An 18,674-nucleotide genomic window follows, 5' to 3' on the forward strand; every position below is an offset into this window, starting at 1 on the left:
AACCGACATGGCACTCAATCGCAAAACCCTCTCCGGTACCGCCCTGGTCGTCATCGCGGTGCTGTTCGTCGCGGTCATGCTGCTGGTCAACGTGCTGTTCCGCGGCGCCCGCGTGGACCTGACGCAGAACCACCTCTACACGCTGTCGGACGGTACCCGCAACATCCTCGGATCGATCGACGAGCCGATCAACCTGTACCTGTTCTACTCCGACAAGGGCACGCAGAGCCTGCCGCAGCTGCGCGCCTACGCCACGCGCGTGCGCGAGATGCTGCAGGAGATGTCGGCGCGCGCGGGCGGCAAGATCAAGCTCGAGGTCATCGATCCGCTGCCGTTCTCCGAGGACGAGGATCGGGCGACCAGCTTCGGTCTGCAGTCCGTGCCGGTGTCCGCGGCCGGCGACAAGGTGTTCCTCGGCCTTGCCGGCACCAACTCCACCAACGGCCAGGCCTCGATCCCGTTCCTGCAGCCGGACAAGGAGGCGTTCCTCGAATACGACGTCGCCAAGCTGATCCACGAGCTGGAGACGCCGAAGAAGCCGGTCGTCGGCCTGCTGTCGAGCCTGCCGATCGCCGCCGGTTTCGACCCGCAGACACGCCAGATGCGCCAGCCGTGGGCGGTCGACCAGCAGTGGACGCAGCTGTTCGAGATGCGCCCGGTGAACGCCGAGAACCTGAAGGAGATCGACAAGGACATCAGCGTGCTCGTCGTCGTGCATCCCAAGCAGCTGACCGACGACGCGCAGTACGCGATCGACCAGTTCGTGCTGCGCGGCGGCCACCTGCTCGCCTTCGTCGACCCCAACGCCGAGCTCGACGACAGCGGCGCCGATCCGAACAACCCGATGGCCGCGATGATGGCGGACAAGTCCTCCGACCTGCCCAGGCTGTTCAAGGCCTGGGGCATCGAATACGACCCGAAGAAGGTCGTGCTCGACCGCGCGCGCGCGCTGCCGATCAGCGTCGCCGAAGGCCAGGCGCCGGTGCGCCATCCGGGCATCCTCGGCCTGACCGACAGCGACCTCAACCGCGACGAAGTGGTGAGCGCGAACCTCGACACGATCAACGTGTCCTCGGCCGGCTACTTCGAGCTGTCCAAGGACGCCAAGGACGCCAAGCTGATCCCGCTGCTCCAGACCACTTCCGAAGCGATGAGCGTGGGCAGCGACCGCCTGCGCATGCTGGCCGATCCGAGCACCCTGATGAGCGGCTACAAGGCCGCCGGTACGCCGTTCGTGATCGCGGCGCGCCTGACCGGCAAGTTCAAGACCGCGTTCCCGGAGCGCAAGGGCGAGGGCGCGCTGGCCGAGTCGAAGGAGGAGGGCCAGGTCGTGCTGGTCGCCGACACCGACATCCTCAGCGACCGCCTCTGGGTGCAGATCCGTCCGTTCTTCGGCCAGCAGATCATGAACGCGTTCGCCAACAACGGCGACTTCGCGGTCAACGCGCTCGACACCCTGGCCGGTTCCAGCGACCTGATCTCGATCCGCGGCCGCGCGACGTCGCAGCGGCCGTTCGGCACCGTCGACGCGCTCAAGCGCAACGCCGACGAGCGCTTCCGCGCCAAGGAGCAGGAGCTGCAGAAGGAACTGTCCGACACCGAGCGCAAGCTGACCGAACTGCAGAGCGCGAAGTCGCAGGACCAGGCGCAGATCCTGTCGCCGGAGCAGAAGGCCGAGCTCGACAAGTTCCTCAAGCGCAAGCTCGAGATCCGCAAGGAGCTGCGCCAGGTGCGGCGCCAGCTCGACGCCGAGATCGAATCGCTCGGCACCCGCCTGAAGATCGTCAACATCGTGCTGATCCCGCTGCTGCTCACGTTCGCCGCGCTTGCCTTTGCGTGGTGGCGCGCGCAGCGCCGGCGCCAGGCACAGGGAGCGCGCGCATGAGCCAGAAGACCCTGATCGGACTCGTCGTCGCGGCGCTGATCGCGATCGTCGTCGCGATCGTGCTGAACCGGAGCAGCCAGCCGCGCAGCGAAGGCGGCGCGCGCACGGACCAGCTCGCGCCGGAGCTGCGCGAGCACGTCAACGACGTGAACCGGCTCGTCGTCACCGGCGCCGAGAACAAGGTGGTGGCCACGCTCGAGCGCGGCGCGAACGGCTGGACGCTGGCGGAGAAGGGCGGCTACGCGGTCGATACCGGCAAGCTGCGCGAATTCCTGCTCAAGCTGGCCGAGGCGAACCTGGTCGAGCAGAAGACCGCGAACAAGGACAAGTACGCCGCGCTCGGCGTCGAGGACGTCGACGCGAAGGACGCGAAGGGCTTCAAGATCGAGCTCGGCGGGCTGGCGCAGCCGTTCGCGCTGATCGTCGGCTCGCCCGGCACGCGCGGCGGCGGCAGCTTCGTGCGGCGCGTGGGCGATGCGCAGAGCTGGCTGACCTCGACCACGCTGAGCGTGCAGAAGAACGCCGCCGACTGGCTGAAGAAGGACCTCGCCGACGTGCCGGCCACGCGCATCGAATCGGTGACGATCACCGGCGCGGACGGCAAGAGCTTCAAGGTCTTCAAGGCCGCCGAGGGCGAGGCGAACTTCACGCTCGCCGACCTCCCGAAGGGACGCGAAGCCGGTTCGGAGTTCGCCGCCAACGGGCTCGCCTCGACTCTGGCCGGGCTGCGTTTCGACGACGTCGTTCCGGCCAAGGATGCGGCGCCCGAAGCGAACGCGACGAAGGCGCGCTACGCCGCGTTCGACGGTCTCGTCGTCGACGCGACCGCCTGGGAGAAGGACGGCAAGCACTATGCGCAGTTCAAGGCCTCGCTCGACGCCGCGCAGGCCGACCGGGGCATCGCCGCGGCGCAGGCCAAGGCGAAGGCCGACTTCGACACGGCGGTCGCCGCGTCGGAAGCGGCCAAGGCCTCGACGGAGCCGCAGCCCGAAGGCGCCAAGGACGCACCGATCAAGCCGCTGTCGGTCGGCGATCCGGCCAAGGACCGCGACGAGCGCCTCGCCGCGATCAACAAGGAAGTCGCCGACCTCAGCGCGCATTTCGATGGCTGGACCTTCGTCCTGCCGGCGCACAAGTACGCCAACATCGCCAAGTCGATCGACGACTTGCTCAAGCCGCTCGAGGAGAAGAAACCCGCGGCACCGGTGAAGAAGGGCGGCAAGTAGAGCCGCCACTGCACCTCTCCCGCTCGCGGGAGAGGTCGCCGCGCGGCGGGTGAGGGGGAGTCGGAGCGCAGCGCTCCGCTTTCCCTCACCCCGGCCCTCTCCCGCGAGCGGGAGAGGGGAATGGCGAAGGCCTTCCTCGAAGGAGCGCTGTGCAAGTTCCGCACCCATTTCCCACCCCCTGGCCTTGCACCTCTCCCGCTTGCGGGAGAGGTCGCCGTGCACCGCGCGGCGGGTGAGGGGAGTCGAAGCGTAGCGCTCCGCTTTCTCTCACCCTCGCCTGCCAGCAGGAGAGAGGAAAGCCGAAGGTCTCCCTCGAACGGAGCAGGATGAGCATCGGCGAAGGTCTTCCATTCCATCACGGACGGAGAACCTTTCATGCGAACATCCGCGCATGACCTCCCGCCCGATCCTCGTCACCGCCGCCCTGCTCGGCGCGCTCGCCGTCGTGCTCGGCGCTTTCGGAGCGCACGCCCTGCGCGACGCACTCGACGAAAAGTCGCTCGCGATCTGGCAGACCGCGGTCGACTACCAGTTCCGCCACGTGCTGGCCCTGCTCGCGGCGGGTCTGCTCGCGCGTGCGCAGGCGAACCGCGCCATCACCTTCGCCGCCGTCGCCTTCGTCGCCGGCATCGTGCTGTTCAGCGGCAGCCTCTACGCGCTGGCCCTGGGCGCGCCGCGCTTCGTCGGTGCGATCACGCCGCTCGGCGGCGCCGCCTTCATCGCCGGCTGGCTCGCGCTGGCCTGGAGCGCCCTGCGGCGCGCGGATTCCTGAGCGACGCCGGCCGCATCATGATCTGAAAAATCAACCGCTTGTCCGAGGCGACGGCGGGCGAGATCGATCGAGGCCACGCCGCTCTTGCGCGGCCCGCAGCATATACGTACATTAGTACGTATGAGCGACATCGCCCTCACTCCGAACCAGCGCCGCGTGCTCGAGTGCATCCGCGCTCACTTCCAGAGCCACGATTGCGCGCCGACGCTGCGCGAGATCACCGAAGCGCTCGGCCTTTCCAGCCACAGCTCCGCCCAGGACTACGTCGAGGCGCTGGTGCGCAAGGGGGCGCTCGAGCGCCTGCCGCAGCATCGCGGACTGCGCCTCGTCGAACGCTCAAGGGCGCCGGCGGCGACCTCGCTTCCCCTCGTCGGCCGGGTCGCCGCCGGCAGCCCGATCCTCGCCGCCGAAAACGTCGAGGCGCAGTACGCGTTCGATCCTTCCCTGTTTCCGCGTGCCGACTACCTGCTGCGGGTGGTGGGCCTCAGCATGCGCGACGCCGGCATTCTCGACGGCGACCTGATCGCCGTGCGCAGGAGCGCCGAGGCCGACGACGGCCGCATCGTCGTCGCGCGGCTCGACGACGACGTCACGGTCAAGCGTCTCGAACGCCGCCGCGGCCGCGTGCGTCTGCTGCCGGCGAATCCGGATTTCGCGCCGATCGAGGTAGACCCGGAACGCCACGCCTTCGCGATCGAAGGCCTGTACGTCGGCCTGCTGCGGCGCGGCTGAGCCGACACCTCTCCGAAATCCTCTCCGAGGCCAATGACGATGCTGCTCTCCGACTCCTTCGATGTCCTGCCGTCCGGAACGGTCGCGTTCACGAGCTTCGCAAAGGCGGCGCCGCGTCCGCCGCAGGCACGGCGCGACGAGACCGCCCTGGCCGAGGTGCTGCAGCATCCGCGCGTCTGGCGCCGCAGCGCGGTCGCGCAGAGCCGCGTCGACGCGCTGGCGACCGGCTGCGCCGCGCTCGACGCCGAGCTGCCCGGCGGCGGCTGGCCGCGCGGTGCCCTGAGCGAGATCCTCGTCGAGCAGGACGGCATCGGCGAATTCGGCCTGGTCGTGCCGGCGCTGGCCGCGCTGACGCGCGCGCGCCAGCGCGTCGTGCTGATCGCGCCGCCCTACGTTCCGTATGCGCCGGCCCTGGCCGAAGCGGGTGTCGATCTCAAGTATCTGGTGCAGATCGACGCCGGCGCAGTCGATGCCTACTGGACCGCCGAACAGTGCCTGCGCGCCGGCTGCTGCGGCGCCGTGCTGAACTGGCTGCCGGCGGCCGACTACCGCCAGCTGCGGCGCCTCCAGCTCGCCGCCGAGACGGGCGCCGCGCTCGCCTTCGTGTTCCGTCCCGCGGGCGCGGTGGCGCAGGCGAGCCCGGCGGCGCTGCGCCTGCGCGTGTCGGCCGATGCCGACGCGACCGCGATCGAGATCCTGAAGTGCCGCGGCCGCGTCGGCGGCGAAGCGGCGCGCCTGCGCGCGTGACTGCGCGAATGCGTCGTGTGGGCCTGCATCCGCTTCTCGCACTGGCCGTTGCAGGCGCTCGGCGCCGCCGACGAAATACAGCCCTGCGCCGTCGTCGAGGGCCAGTCGCCGCGTCGCCGGATCGCCTTCGCGAACGCGGCGGCGCAGGCGACGGGCGTACGCGCCGGCCACACGCTTGCCGCCGCCCAGGCGCTGTGCCCGCGGCTGAAGCTGCGCCTGCGCGATGAGGCGGCCGAACGCCATCGCCTGGAAACCCTCGCGGCCTGGGCCTACCGGTTCAGCGCCGACGTCAGCCTGGCTCCGCCGGATGCGCTGCTGCTCGAGGTCGGCCGCAGCCTGAGCCTGTTCGGCGGCTGGCCGGCGCTGGAGCGGCGCCTGCGCAGCGAACTGGGCGAACTGGGCTGCGCGCATCGGATGGCCGCGGCACCGAACGCGACCGCGGCGCACGTGCTGGCGTCGCGTCACGACGGCCTGGCGATCGCCGCCGCCGCGCCTCTGCTGCATGCACTCGGTGCGCTGCCGCTGGCAGCCGGTGGGCTCGACGAGGCGGTCGTCGCGGCGCTGTGCGGCATGGGATTCCGCACGCTGCGCGAACTGTTCCGCCTGCCGCGCGCGGAACTGGCGCGGCGCGTCGGTCCCACGGCGCTCGATCATCTGGACCGCCTGCGCGGCCAGGCAGCCGAACGCCTTCCGCGCTACCGGCCGCCGGACCGCTACGAGCGTCGCCTCGAACTCAATCACGGCGTCGAGAGCAGCACCGCCCTGCTGTTCCCGCTGCGCCGCCTGCTCGCCGAGTTCGCGCTGTTCCTGGCCGCCCGCGACGGCGGCGTGCAACGGTTTGCCGTCGTGCTCGGCCACGAACGCGCGGCGACCACCCGCATCGAGATCGGCCTGCTGACGCCCGCGCGCGACGCCGCGAGCCTGTTCGATCTCGCCCGCGCACGTCTGGAGCGCATCGAGCTGCCGGCTGCCGTGCACGCGATGACCCTGCGCGCCGACGAACTGCCGCCGTTGTGTCCGCTGCATCGCGACCTGTTCGACCGCACGCGCGCCGAGGCGCTGGACTGGCCGGCCCTGGTCGAGCGCCTGCGCGCGCGCCTGGGCGAGGATTCGGTGCACGGCCTGGCCTGCGTCGCCGAACATCGGCCCGAGCGCGCATGGCGGTTCGTCGCCGCCGATGCCGGGGAAGCGACCAGCCGCCTCGCGCCGAAGCAGGAGCAGCGTGCCGCTTCCGCCGCGGTCGCGCCGCGGCCGCTGTGGTTGCTGCCGCGACCGGTGCCGCTGCGGCCGGCGCCCGCTGCGATCCTGGCCGGACCGGAGCGCATCGAGAGCGGCTGGTGGGACGGCGGCGACCGCCGGCGCGACTACTACCTCGTGCGCACGCGCGCGGGGCAGCGTGCCTGGGCCTTCGTCGACGTCGCCGCGAGCGAGGGCTGGATGCTGCACGGCTGGTTCGCGTGAGCACGGCTTGCCGCCTCGTCGTGCAGCGCGACGTCGAAGGAAATTCGCCGCGCCGATGAGCTACGCTGAACTGCACTGCCTGAGCGCCTTCAGTTTCCAGCGCGGCGCGTCGAGCGCCGGCGAGCTGTTCGAGCGCGCGCGCCGGCTCGGCTACCAGGCGCTCGCGATCACCGACGAATGCTCGCTGGCCGGCATCGTGCGTGCCTGGGAAGCGTCGAAGGAAACCGGGGTGTCGCTGATCGTCGGCAGCGAAATGCGCCTGCACGACGGCGTGAAGCTGGTCCTGCTCGCGGCGGATCGCGACGGCTATTGCGAGCTGTGCCGGCTGATCACGCTCGGCCGCCGGCGCGGCGCGAAAGGCACGTACCGGCTCGATCGTGCGGACCTCGAAACCCTCGGCGCCGGCGTGCTCGTCCTGTGGGTCGCGCAGGCGGCGCCGCGTGACGAGCGCGAGGCGCAGGCGGCCTGGCTGGCGCGGCATTTTCCGCAGCGCGCGTGGCTCGCCGTCGAGCTGCATCGCGGGCCGGACGACGCGTCCGAGCTGGGCGCGCTGCGTGCGCTCGGCGCGCGGCACGGGTTGCCGCTGGTCGCCGCCGGCGACGTACACATGCACGCGCGTGGACGCCGCGCGCTGCAGGACGTGCTCTGCGCGATCCGTCTGGGCTGCACGGTCGCGGAGGCAGGGCAGGCGCTGTTTCCGAACGGCGAGCGGCACCTGCGGCGCCTCGACGATCTCGCGATGCTGTATCCGAGCGAGCTGCTCGACGAAACGCTGCGGATCGCCGCGCGCTGCACGTTCCGGCTCGGCGACATCCGCTACGAATATCCGCGCGAACTGGTGCCGCCGGGCGCTTCGCCGACCAGCCATCTGCGCAAGCTGACCTTCGACGGCGCCGCGGAACGCTGGCCGCAAGGCGTGCCGGACGCCGTGCGCGAGCAGGTCGAGAAGGAACTGGCGCTGATCGCCGAACTCGAATACGAGGCGTTCTTCCTGACCGTCGCCGACATCGTCGATTGGGCGCGCACGCGAGATCCGCCGATCCTCTGCCAGGGCCGCGGCTCGTCGGCGAATTCGGCGGTGTGCTACTGCCTGGGCATCACCGCGGTCGATCCCGCGCAGGGCAACCTGCTGTTCGAGCGTTTCCTGTCGCGCGAGCGCAAGGAACCGCCGGACATCGACGTCGACTTCGAGCACGAGCGGCGCGAGGAGGTCCTCCAGTACGTGTTCGGCAAGTACGGCCGCGAACGCGCCGCGCTGGCGGCGACGGTGATCAGCTATCGCGGCCGCAGCGCGCTGCGCGACGTCGGTCACGCGCTGGGGCTGCCCGACGAGCAGCTCGACCGGCTGGTGCGGCTGCACTCGCGCGTGCACAGCGACAGGTCGCGCGAGGACTGGCTGCGCGAGCGCGGCTTCGATCCGGACAGCCCCGTGCTGCATCGCCTCTTCGCGCTGGTCAGGCAGCTGCGCGGCTTTCCGCGGCATCTGTCGCAGCACGTCGGCGGCTTCGTGATCTCCGACCGTCCGCTGCATCACCTGGTGCCGGTCGAGAACGCGGCGATGGCCGGCCGCACCGTGATCCAGTGGGACAAGGACGATCTCGAATCGCTGGGCCTGCTGAAGGTCGACTGCCTCGCGCTCGGCATGCTGACCTGCTTGCGCAAGTGCTTCGACCTGCTGCGCCGGCACGGCGGCCCGGACCTGGTGCTGGCGAGCGTGCCGCAGGACGACGAGCAGACCTACGCGATGATCTGCCGCGCCGAGACGATCGGCGTGTTCCAGATCGAATCGCGCGCGCAGATGGCGATGCTGCCGCGGCTGCGCCCGCGCACGTTCTACGACCTGGTGATCCAGATCGCGATCGTGCGGCCGGGACCGATCCAGGGAAACATGGTGCATCCGTATCTACAGCGAAGGAACGGAGAGGAGAAGGTCGACTATCCGCAGTCGAAGGACGAACGCGAAGCCGGCACGAAGGCCTCCGCGGTGAAAAAAGTGTTGCAGCGCACGCTCGGCGTGCCGATCTTCCAGGAGCAGGTCATGCGCCTGATCGAAGTCGTCGCCAGCTTCACGCCCGGCGAAGCCGACCAGCTGCGCCGCGCAATGGCGGCGTGGAAGCGCAAGGGCGGGCTCGAGCATTTCCACGACAAGATCCGCGACGGCATGCTCGCCAACGGCTACGAGCAGGCGTACTTCGAACGCATCTTCGAGCAGATCAAGGGCTTCGGCGAATACGGTTTTCCGGAATCGCACTCGGCCAGCTTCGCCTCGCTCGCCTACGTTTCGTCCTGGCTCAAGCGGCATCATCCGGCCGCGTTCACCTGCGCGCTGCTGAACTCGCAGCCGATGGGCTTCTACCAGGCCGCGCAGATCGTGCAGGAGGCGCGCCGGCAGCAGGTGCCGGTGCGTCCCGTCGACGTCATCGCCAGCGAGTGGGACTGCACCCTGGAACGGCAGGACGACGGGCTCGCGCTGCGGCTCGGGATGCGCCAGGTGCGCGGCTTGTCGGAAGACCTCGCGCTGCGCATCGTCGCGGCGCGTGCGCAGGCGCCGTTGCGCGACGTCGCCGACCTGACGCGGCGCGCCGGGCTCGACCGCTTCGAGCGCGCGCGCCTGGCCGATGCGGGCGCCCTGCACCGGCTCAGCGGACACCGGCATCGCGCGCACTGGGAGATCGCCGCGGCGGAAGTGCCGACGCGGCTGCTGGCCGATTCCGCCGTGAAGGAGCCGCGCATCGCGTTGCGACCGCCGAGCCTGCGCGAGGACGTGATGGCCGACTACGCCACGCAGGGCCTGTCGCTGAGGAAACACCCGCTGGCGCTGGTGCGGCCACTGCTCGCGCGCCGTCGCGTGGTGCCGGCGCGCGTCGCCGTCGACGCGGCCAATCGCGGCAGGACGCTGCGCTGCGCCGGCCTCGTCACCGTGCGCCAGCATCCCGGCACGGCGAAGGGCGTCACCTTCGTCACGCTCGAGGACGAGACCGGCGTGATCAACGTCGTGGTCTGGCAGCGGCTGGCCGAACGCCAGCAGGACGTCCTGCTCGACGCGGTCGTGATGGGCGTGGACGGCGTGCTCGAGTCGAGCGAGGGCGTGCATCACCTGATCGCGCAGCGCCTGTACGACTACGGCGATCTGCTGCCCGGACTCGGCTTCGAGTCGCGCGATTTCCACTGACGAAACGCACCGCGGATTCGCGCGGTGCTTCCTGCGCGCCATCGAGCGCATCGACGCAGGCGCCGTTCGGCACGCGCCTTCCGTGTTTTCAGAATGAAACGCATCGATTTCAGAACGAAATCGATCGGCTCGGGCGGAATCGCTGCGTTTTCTTCAAGCCGCTGATCCGGAAGAAGAAAGCCGACTTGGCACGCATGCTGCTTTGAGGGGAGCAAACGAACTCGTTGCAGCAGGCGCACCGAGCCCAGGTGCGCATATTGCACTGCACAAAAGGAGGGGTCAAGCGTGTCTTCCCGAATCAAGATCATCATCCCGATTCCGATGGGCGCCGATGGCGTCGCGGCGCGCGCGGCGCAGCTGCCGGCGAACCTGGTGCTGCCCGGCTTCGCGCCGGAATTCGTTTCCGTCGCCAAGGGCGCCGCGCTCGGCGACAGCGCCTACGACATGCTGCTGATGGATTTCGCCGTGGCCGAAGCCGGGCTGCGCGCACAGCAGGAAGGCTATGCGGCGGTGTGCATCGACACCGTCAGCGACTCCGGTCTCGCGGCGCTGCGCTCGCGCCTGGACATCCCGGTGATCGCGCCGGGGCAGGCCGCGTTCCACGTCGCCAGCCTGCTCGGCAAGAAGTTCAGCATCCTGACGATGTGGGACGAGTGGTTCCCGCTGTACGAGAAGACGCTGACCGAATACCACCTGTGGCCGCGCGTGGCTTCGCTGCGCTCGATCAGGACGCGGCCTGATCTCGAGGAACTGCTGGCCGGCAAGGAAGAAGTCGTCTTCAAGAAGCTCGAAGCCGAAGCGCAGCGCGCGATCGACGAGGACGGCGCCGACGTGATCGTGCTCGGCTCGACCACGATGCACCAGTCGCACGCCCATCTCGCGCAGCGCCTGCCGGTGCCGGTGATCAACCCGGGCCAGGTCGCCTACAAGCTGTGCGAGATGTTCCTCACCCTCGGCCTCAGCCACAGCAAGAAGGCCTATCCCGCGCCGCAGGCGCCGAACGACGCCGTGTACCACGGCTTCGCGAACTGACCTCCAAGGAGTAACCGCATGTCCAAGCTCACCCGCCAGCAGCTCATCGACCTCGGCGTCGAGAAGTACTTCGGCAACGTCGACCGCAAGAACATGGAGGAAGTGCTCGCCTGCTGCCACGACGACTGCACGGTGACGATCCAGACCGATCACCTCACGCATGGCGGCATCGCGGCCATCCGCCGCATGTTCGAGAACCTGTTCGCCGGCTTCGAGGAAATCTGGCACGGCGATTTCGAGGTGACCGCCGACGAGCAGAACCAGACCGTCGCGATGCGCTTCAACGTGCGCCTGGTCGACGCCAAGGGCCAGGAAACGCGGCTGAGCAACTGCAATTTCTTCTACGTCGAAGGCGGCCGCTTCCGCCGCTACTACGTCTTCATGAGCGGCGACAACGTCCTGCGCTGATGCGCCACGGATGAGCGCGAACGCACGCAACGGAGCAGGAGCACGATGAGCAAGGCGCTGGACGGAATACGCATACTCGACCTGACCCACATGCTGTCGGGTCCCTACGCCGGGATGATCCTGGCCGATCTCGGAGCCGAGACGATCAAGGTCGAGCCGATCGGAGGCGAGGGCACGCGCGCGCTGCTGGCGGGCGATCCGAAGCATTCGTACCGCGGCATGGGCGCGTATTTCATTACGCTCAACCGCAGCAAGAAGAGCGTGTGCGTCGACCTCAAGCAGGAGCAGGGGCGGGCCGTCTTCCACGACCTCGTGCGCGTGTCCGACGTCGTGATCGACAACTTCAGCGCCGGCGTGACGGCCAAGCTCGGCATCGACCACGCGCACCTGAGCAAGATCAACGAGCGCATCATCACCTGCTCGGTCTCCGGCTTCGGCCAGGACGGGCCGAACTACCTGCGGCCGGCGTTCGACCAGGTCGTGCAGGGCATCGGCGGCGGCATGTCGATCACCGGCGAGAACGCCGAGCGGCCGATGCGCTCGGGCATCCCGATCGGCGATCTGGCCGGCGGCATGTTCGCGGTGATGGGCGTGCTCGCCGCGCTGCAGGCGCGCTCGACGCACGGCCGCGGCCAGCACGTGGACATCAGCATGCTCGATTGCCAGATCAGCATGCTCAACTACATGGCGACGATGTACCTGATGAGCGGCGAGAACCCCGAGCCGCTCGGCAACGGCCATTTCGTCCACGTCCCGTACAACACCTACCGCACCGCCGACGGCTTCATCATCGTCGCGGTCATCTTCGACAGCTTCTGGGAGCGGCTGGTCGAGCTGCTCGGCGTCGAGGAGTTCCGCGATGCCAAGTACCGCCACCAGCCCGGACGGCTCGCCGACAAGGCCGTCATCGACGCGCGGCTGAACGAGATCTTCGCCACGCACGGCACGGCGCACTGGGTGGAGCGCCTCACTTCGGTACGCGTGCCGTGCGCGCCGGTCAACCGCTTCAGCGAAGCCCTGTCCGATCCGCAGGTGCGCCATCGCGGCATGGTGGTGGAGATCCCGCACCCCGAAGGCGGCGCGGTGCAGGCGCCGGGCAATCCGATCAAGCTGTCGGTGGACGGCGGCGCCGACTACGGCGCGCCGCCGCTGCTCGGCCAGCACACGCGCGCGGTCCTGTCGGAGCTGCTCGGCTACGACGCGTCGCGGATCGACTCGCTGCACGACGCCCGCGTGGTGGCCTGACGTGTCCCTCGATCGCGTCGTCGTCAATGAGGTGGGTCCGCGCGACGGCCTGCAGAGCCAGTCGCGCACGCTCGATTCCGACCAGCGCCTGGCCATGATCGAAGCGCTGGTCGGCGCGGGCCTCGCCAGCGTCGAGGCGGGCAGCTTCGTTTCGCCGAAGGCGGTGCCGCAGATGGCCGGCACCGGCGAATTGTTCGCGCGCCTGCCGCAGCGCGAGCGCGTGCGCTATTCCGCGCTGGTGCCGAACGCGCGCGGCTACGAGCTGGCGCGTGCAGCCGGTGTGGACACGGTGTCGGTGGTGCTGTCGGCGACCGAGACGATGAACCGCCGCAACATCAACATGAGCCTGGACGAAACCACGTCGGTCTGCGCCGAGCTGATGGCGCGTGCCGCGGCTGACGGCGCGACCGGCTGGGCCTATCTCGCGGTCGCCTACGAATGTCCGTTCGAGGGGCCGACGCCGATCGAACGGGTCGAACGCCTCGCCGCGCACATGATCGAGTCCGGCGCGCGCAAGCTGATCGTCGCCGACACGATCGGCGCGGCGAATCCGGCGCAGGTGCGCAGGCTGATCTCCGGCCTCGTGAGTTCCTTCGGTGCGGAGCGCATCGGCTGCCACTTCCACGACACGCGGGGCATGGCGCTGGCCGACGTGCTGGCGGCGCTGGAGGAGGGCGTGCGCGACTTCGACAGCTCGATCGGCGGCCTGGGCGGCTGTCCGTTCTCGCCCGGCGCGAGCGGAAACGTCGCCACCGAGGACGTCGTGCTGATGCTCGAATCGATGGGGCTGAAGACTGGCGTCGACCTCGACGCACTGGTAATGGCGGTCGAGCGCTGCAGCGAGTTGCTGCACAGCCCGCTCGGCGGCCATTCGTTCCGCTGGCTCGGCCGCAGGGCCACCCGCAGGGAGGGCGCCGTCCATGCGTGAGCGCATCACGAGCGCGCTGGCCTGGCTCTCGCCCTGGGCCATCATCGGCGGACTCGCCTACGCGGCGGTGTTCGTCGAAGTCGACGTGGCGACCGAGCCGATGGCGCAGCCGCTGGTCGAGAACCGCGACCTGTTCTTCGGCGCGGCCGCCGCGGACGGTCATCTCTGGTTCGTCGGGCAGGGCGGCGCGGTACTCGCACTGGACGAGAAATCGCAGCAGTGGACCCGCACGCAGCTGCAGCCGGCGACGAACCTGCAGGGGCTGGCCGCTTCCGATTCCGGCGTGCTGGTCGCGGTCGGCAACGGCGGCCGCTACTGGGTGCGCGGCGGCGACGGGCAATGGAACGCGCAGACACTGCCGGTCGGCGATGTCGGCAACAAGCTGCTCGACGTCGCCTTCTTCGGCGGTCACTTCTGGATCGTCGGCGAGATGGGCGCGCTGTTCCGCTCCGATGCGCAAGGCGCCTACTGGACGCGCCTGCGCGAGGCGGACGACGTCGCCTTCAACCGCATCCGTCCGGGGCCTGCCGGTTCGATCTGGATCGCGGCCGAATTCGGCAAGCTGCTGCGCAGCGACGACGACGGCGCTTCCTGGCACGTCGTCGAGCTGGGCAGCGAGAGCCTGCAGTCGATCGCCTTCGACGGCGGGATCGGCGTGGTCGTCGGCAATCGCGGCCGCGCGTATCGCAGCGGCGACGCCGGCGCGAGCTGGCAACCGATCGCGACGTTCACCACGGAACACCTGTACGACGTGCTCGCGCGTGCGGACGGCTGGCTGGCCACCGGCGATCGCGGCGCGGTGTTCGCCGCGGCGCGCGATGCGGAGGGCTGGAAACCGCTGGCGCCGCAGGGGCTCGGCAAGGGCTATCACGTGCGCCTGCTCGCCTCGGGCACGGGCGACGTGCTGGTCGGTCGCGGCGTCGGCGTGCTCGGCGCCGACGGCGGCTACCAGCCTTGGCCGGCGAGGGCGCTGCGATGAGGAGGATCTTCGATCTCGCCACCGCGGTCTCGTCCTTCTCGATCCGGCATCGCGTCGGCGTGTGCATCGTCATCGCGCTGGTCACGCTGTTCTTCGCCGCCTGCCTGACGCGGCTGGACGTGCGCACGCGCTTCGGCGACATGGTCCCGCACGACCATCCCTACGTGAAGGTGCACCAGAAGTACCAGGAGAGCTTCGCCGCCAGCAACCGCGTCACGATCCTGGTGCGCTCGCAGGACGGCGACATCTTCAAGGCGCCGGTGCTGCAGGAGATCCAGCGCATCACCTACGAGCTGCAGAAGGTGCACGGCGTCAATCCGCTGCAGATCACCTCGCTGGCCTCGAAGAAGCTCAAGCGCGTGGATGCGTCGAGCGAGGGCATCGAGACGCGGCCGATGATGTGGCCGGACGTGCCCAAGACGCAGGCCGACATCGACGCGCTGCGCCAGGCGGTGCTGAACAATCCGATGGTCTACGGCCTGTACGTCGACGCGGAGCTGAAATCGGCGCTGATCCAGGTCGACTTCTACGACCACCTCGTCGATTACGCGAAGATCTTCCCGCAGATCCAGACCATCCTCGACGCCTCGCCGGCGAAGGGGCAGGTCAGTCTGCATCTGGTCGGCGAGCCGATCCTGTACGGCTGGGTCGCGCACTACCTCGGCGAGACGGTGTCGATCTCGCTGCTGTCGCTGGCGGCGATGCTGGTGCTGCTGTTCGTCATCAGCCGCACCTGGCGCGGCACGCTGCTGCCGTTGCTCGCCGGCCTGGTCTCGGCGACCTGGGCGCTCGGCGTCGGCAGCCTGCTCGGCTACAACTTCGATCCGCTGGTCATCGTGGTCGCCTTCATCATCACCGCGCGCGCGTTCTCGCATTCGGTGCAGCTGATCACGCGCTTCGACGATCTCGCCGTCGGCGAATCGATCGAGCCGCGGCGCGCCGCCGAGCAGAGCATGCGCGAACTGTTCCGGCCCGGCATGCTCGGCCTGTACGCCGACGCCGGCGCGATCCTGTGCGTGATCCTCACGCCGATCCCGCTGATGCACAAGGTCGCCATCATCGGCGCGATCTGGGTCATGACGATCGCCGTCTCGGCGGTGATCCTGACCCCGGTGCTGCTGTCGTGGGTGAAGCGGCCGGACCGCTACGTGCATCCGCTGCGGCTCGACCGCGTGCTCGGCCTGTTCACCGGCGCGGCGACCTGGGTGGCGACCAGCCGCGCGCGCTACGCGGTGGCGCCGCTGACCCTGGTCCTGCTCGCCGCGTTCCTGTTCGAGGCGACCCGGCTCACCGTCGGCGACGCCAGCGACGGCTCGCCGATCCTCTGGCAGGACTCCTCGTTCAATCGCGACAGCGCGCTGATCAACGGCCTGTATCCGGGCTCGGAGCAGATGTTCGTGGCGATCGAGGGCCAGGCGCCGGACGCGCTGAAGCAGCCCGAGGTGCTGGACTGGATGCAGCGCTTCTCGCGCTACATGGAGCGCCAGCCGGAGATCGGCGGCAGCGTGTCGCTGGCCGACATCGTGGTGGAGATCCGCCGCAACCTGCACGAGGGCAACCCGCGCTACCGCGAACTGGGCGCCGACGCCGGCGAGAACGGCGAGCTGGTCAGCTTCTACATGCAGGGCGCCGATCCGGACGACCTCGACCAGTTCAGCGACGTGCGCTTCCAGAACGGCGCCGTCACCCTGTTCTTCCGCGACCACAAGGGCGAGACGCTGCGCCACGCGATCCACAACGGCCAGCAGTTCATCGCCGACAACCCGATGCCGCAGGCGCAGGCGAAGCTCGCCGGCGGCGTGCTCGGCATCACCGCGGCGGTCAACGAGATCCTGCTGCGCGACCAGATCGAGGCGATCGCGCTGGCCTTCCTCGTCGTGGTGATCTGCTGCCTGGTGGTGTACCGCTCCTCGGTCAGCGGCGTGTTCTTCATCGTGCCGGTGCTGATCTCCAACGTCGTCACCTTCGCCTACATGGCCTGGCACGGCATCGGCATGAGCATCAGCACCCTGCCGGTGGTCGCGCTCGGCATCGGCCTGGGCGTGGACTACGCGTTCTACATCGTCGACGCGATCAAGGAGCACCTGGAGAAGCATCCCGGCGCTTCCGCCGCGGACGCGGTGCGCCAGTCGCTCGGCTCGGCCGGCCGCGGCGTGATCCTGACCGCGCTGACCTTGGCCGCCGGCGTGCTGCTCTGGTCCGGTTCGTCGCTGCGCTTCCAGGCCGAGATGGGAATCCTCATCGGCCTGTGGCTGATGGTGTCGGCGTTCACTTCGCTGTTCGTGATGCCCTCGCTCGCACTCGTGTTCAAGCCCGATTTCATCTTCGGAAGCGCGCTTCCGGAACAGGCGGCGGCCACGCACCGCCGCAACCCAGAGTCCTATGCCCGGAGGGGGACGATATGAGAAAAGAATGCGGCGCCTCGGCGCCGAGACCGCACGCGTTGCACCTGGCCTGCGTCGCAGCATTGGCCGGACTCGGCCTGGCCGCGAATGCCCAGGCCGACGACGGCTTCCTCGACGGCTGGGAGGTCAGCGGCTACCTGCGCGCGCACCTGTCGATGAACCTCGACAACCCGTACCTCGCCGACCCGGCCGCCAACGGCGCGCCGAAAGGCGACTACAAGTACGACCTGTCGATGCTGCGCGGCAGCCTCAAGCTCAACCTGTTCAAGGATTTCGGCAATTCCAAGGTCAACATCTCGCTGCGCGGTTCGCAGGAATACGAGACCAGCTACCTGAAAGACCTGCAGAAGGTCGCCGACCAGTACGCCGCGACCGACCTCTTCAGCAACCGCCGCCGCTCCAGCGTCGACCTGATGGACGACGTCTACAACAAGGCCGAGGTGCGCGAGTTCTGGTGGCAGACCGACCTGCGCCCGGGCACCACGATCAAGCTCGGCAAGCAGCAGGTGGTGTGGGGCGAGACGGATTTCTTCCAGTCGATGGACGTCATCCACGGCTACGACTTCCGCTGGCGCTCGTTCCTGGAAGCGGAGAACGAGGAGCTGCGCAAGCCGCTGTGGATGGCCAACGTCGTGCAGCGCTTCGACGCGGTCGACGGCAGCCTGCAGTTCGTCTACATCCCCGGCCGCATGAACCCGGCCGACGAACGCGGCAACAGCTACGACGTGGAAGGCGGCCGCTGGGCGAACACGCCCAACCGCGGCATCACCTTCGCCGCCGCGCCGTTCGGCGCCGACGTGCCGTACAACTACGACCACAAGGACGCGCGCATGGACGATGCCGCGCTCGGCCTGCGCTGGAAGGCGGTGGCCGGCAAGTGGGAGTACTCGCTGGGCTGGTTCCGCGGCCCGGCGCAGGTGCCGGTGATCAATCCCAATCCGGACAATCCGCTCGGTGTCGGCAACGCCAGCAGCGGTCGCAGCTTCCTCGGCGCCTGGCATGGCGAATACCGCTCCGATCGCAGCTCCACCGTCGGCGAGCTGATCTTCCCGCAGATCGACGTGTTCGGCGTCACCGCCAACCGCTACCTCGAAGGCATCGACTCGGTGTTCTCGATGGAGGCTTCGTACATCCCTGACAACACCTACAACGTCGGCGTGCAGGCCGGCGAGGCCGGCGGCTGCGCGTTCTTCCCCGGCTTCTGCGGCATCGTCGAGCGCGACGTGGTCAAGCTGATGCTGCGCATGGACAAGCAGGTCGACCTGACCTCGTTCCTGAAGACCAGCCGCCCGTCGTTCCTGTCGGTGCAGCTGTTCGACACCTGGATCCTCGACTACGACCGCAAGGACGAGATCGTCAACCTGGCCGGCTTCGGCGGCCGCACCAAGGAGCACTCGGCGATCCTCACCGCGATCCTCGGCATGAACTACAACAGCGACCGCATCAACCCGACGCTCGCGGTCGGCACCGATCTGAGCTACGGCGGCGGCTTCGTGATTCCCAGCGTCGAGTTCGCCTACGGCAACCACTGGCGCATCAAGGCCGAGGCCGACCTTTTCTTCAACCGCAAGTACCAGAAGCGCGCACTGACCGGCTTCAACGACACCAACCTGTTCGGTTACTTCGACGGCAACAACCAACTGTCCGTCCGCGTGACGTACCAGTTCTGACGGAGCATCGCG

General features: G+C 69.1%; 14 protein-coding genes. All 14 read left to right on the forward strand.

What is annotated here, in order from left to right; all coding sequences use genetic code 11:
• Nucleotides 1-7: 7 nt before the first annotated feature.
• Nucleotides 8-1,885: a GldG family protein gene (locus tag ACFO6Q_RS12895; RefSeq protein WP_380021513.1), complete on the forward strand. Its 1,878-nt coding sequence runs from the start codon at nt 8-10 to the stop codon at nt 1,883-1,885.
• Nucleotides 1,882-3,111 carry a DUF4340 domain-containing protein gene (locus ACFO6Q_RS12900; RefSeq protein ID WP_380021514.1) on the forward strand — a complete coding sequence of 410 codons (1,230 nt, stop codon included), beginning with the start codon at nt 1,882-1,884 and terminating at the stop codon, nt 3,109-3,111. The genes ACFO6Q_RS12895 and ACFO6Q_RS12900 overlap by 4 nt, the downstream gene beginning before the upstream one ends.
• 391 nt (nt 3,112-3,502) lie before the next feature.
• Nucleotides 3,503-3,883, forward strand: coding sequence for a DUF423 domain-containing protein (locus ACFO6Q_RS12905; protein ID WP_380021515.1), 381 nt, complete (start codon nt 3,503-3,505; stop codon nt 3,881-3,883).
• A gap of 120 nt (nt 3,884-4,003) precedes the next feature.
• On the forward strand, nt 4,004-4,615 hold the full coding sequence (lexA, locus tag ACFO6Q_RS12910) for a transcriptional repressor LexA (RefSeq protein ID WP_380021516.1): 612 nt from the start codon (nt 4,004-4,006) through the stop codon (nt 4,613-4,615).
• A 39-nt stretch (nt 4,616-4,654) separates the two neighbouring features.
• Nucleotides 4,655-5,362: a translesion DNA synthesis-associated protein ImuA gene (gene imuA / locus ACFO6Q_RS12915; RefSeq protein ID WP_380021517.1), complete on the forward strand. Its 708-nt coding sequence runs from the start codon at nt 4,655-4,657 to the stop codon at nt 5,360-5,362.
• A gap of 15 nt (nt 5,363-5,377) precedes the next feature.
• Complete coding sequence (locus tag ACFO6Q_RS12920) at nt 5,378-6,823, forward strand: Y-family DNA polymerase (protein WP_380021518.1); 1,446 nt, start codon at nt 5,378-5,380, stop codon at nt 6,821-6,823.
• 55 nt (nt 6,824-6,878) lie between these two features.
• Nucleotides 6,879-9,995, forward strand: a complete 3,117-nt coding sequence (locus ACFO6Q_RS12925; protein WP_380021519.1) for an error-prone DNA polymerase — start codon at nt 6,879-6,881, stop codon at nt 9,993-9,995.
• A gap of 285 nt (nt 9,996-10,280) precedes the next feature.
• Nucleotides 10,281-11,027: an aspartate/glutamate racemase family protein gene (locus ACFO6Q_RS12930; protein WP_380021520.1), complete on the forward strand. Its 747-nt coding sequence runs from the start codon at nt 10,281-10,283 to the stop codon at nt 11,025-11,027.
• An 18-nt stretch (nt 11,028-11,045) separates the two neighbouring features.
• The gene (locus ACFO6Q_RS12935; protein WP_380021521.1) at nt 11,046-11,435 is read left to right on the forward strand and encodes a nuclear transport factor 2 family protein; all 390 of its coding nucleotides are present in this window, start codon (nt 11,046-11,048) and stop codon (nt 11,433-11,435) included.
• Between the two features lie 45 nt (nt 11,436-11,480).
• Entirely contained in the window at nt 11,481-12,680 is a 1,200-nt protein-coding gene (locus ACFO6Q_RS12940) for a CaiB/BaiF CoA transferase family protein (protein WP_380021522.1), read from the forward strand.
• Nucleotide 12,681: 1 nt separating this feature from the next.
• Complete coding sequence (locus ACFO6Q_RS12945; protein ID WP_380021523.1) at nt 12,682-13,608, forward strand: hydroxymethylglutaryl-CoA lyase; 927 nt, start codon at nt 12,682-12,684, stop codon at nt 13,606-13,608.
• Nucleotides 13,601-14,587 (forward strand): WD40/YVTN/BNR-like repeat-containing protein, encoded by a 987-nt coding sequence (locus tag ACFO6Q_RS12950; RefSeq protein WP_380021524.1) that lies wholly within the window; start codon nt 13,601-13,603, stop codon nt 14,585-14,587. Before ACFO6Q_RS12945 ends, ACFO6Q_RS12950 begins: the two co-directional genes overlap by 8 nt.
• Entirely contained in the window at nt 14,584-16,992 is a 2,409-nt protein-coding gene (locus ACFO6Q_RS12955) for an efflux RND transporter permease subunit (RefSeq protein WP_380021525.1), read from the forward strand. Before ACFO6Q_RS12950 ends, ACFO6Q_RS12955 begins: the two co-directional genes overlap by 4 nt.
• Nucleotides 16,989-18,662, forward strand: a complete 1,674-nt coding sequence (locus ACFO6Q_RS12960) for a DUF1302 family protein (RefSeq protein WP_380021526.1) — start codon at nt 16,989-16,991, stop codon at nt 18,660-18,662. The genes ACFO6Q_RS12955 and ACFO6Q_RS12960 overlap by 4 nt, the downstream gene beginning before the upstream one ends.
• Nucleotides 18,663-18,674 lie beyond the last annotated feature (12 nt).

Source organism: Dokdonella ginsengisoli, assembly GCF_042652785.1.
Lineage (GTDB): Bacteria > Pseudomonadota > Gammaproteobacteria > Xanthomonadales > Rhodanobacteraceae > Dokdonella_A > Dokdonella_A ginsengisoli.

What these genes read in the sequence shown, in the direction of transcription:
- ACFO6Q_RS12895 (WP_380021513.1), top strand. Translation starts at nt 8, where the DNA reads ATGGCACTCAATCGCAAAACCCTCTCCGGTACCGCCCTGGTCGTCATC.
- ACFO6Q_RS12900 (WP_380021514.1), top strand. Translation starts at nt 1,882, where the DNA reads ATGAGCCAGAAGACCCTGATCGGACTCGTCGTCGCGGCGCTGATCGCG.
- ACFO6Q_RS12905 (WP_380021515.1), top strand. Translation starts at nt 3,503, where the DNA reads ATGACCTCCCGCCCGATCCTCGTCACCGCCGCCCTGCTCGGCGCGCTC.
- lexA (WP_380021516.1), top strand. Translation starts at nt 4,004, where the DNA reads ATGAGCGACATCGCCCTCACTCCGAACCAGCGCCGCGTGCTCGAGTGC.
- imuA (WP_380021517.1), top strand. Translation starts at nt 4,655, where the DNA reads ATGCTGCTCTCCGACTCCTTCGATGTCCTGCCGTCCGGAACGGTCGCG.
- ACFO6Q_RS12925 (WP_380021519.1), top strand. Translation starts at nt 6,879, where the DNA reads ATGAGCTACGCTGAACTGCACTGCCTGAGCGCCTTCAGTTTCCAGCGC.
- ACFO6Q_RS12935 (WP_380021521.1), top strand. Translation starts at nt 11,046, where the DNA reads ATGTCCAAGCTCACCCGCCAGCAGCTCATCGACCTCGGCGTCGAGAAG.
- ACFO6Q_RS12940 (WP_380021522.1), top strand. Translation starts at nt 11,481, where the DNA reads ATGAGCAAGGCGCTGGACGGAATACGCATACTCGACCTGACCCACATG.
- ACFO6Q_RS12950 (WP_380021524.1), top strand. Translation starts at nt 13,601, where the DNA reads ATGCGTGAGCGCATCACGAGCGCGCTGGCCTGGCTCTCGCCCTGGGCC.
- ACFO6Q_RS12955 (WP_380021525.1), top strand. Translation starts at nt 14,584, where the DNA reads ATGAGGAGGATCTTCGATCTCGCCACCGCGGTCTCGTCCTTCTCGATC.
- ACFO6Q_RS12960 (WP_380021526.1), top strand. Translation starts at nt 16,989, where the DNA reads ATGAGAAAAGAATGCGGCGCCTCGGCGCCGAGACCGCACGCGTTGCAC.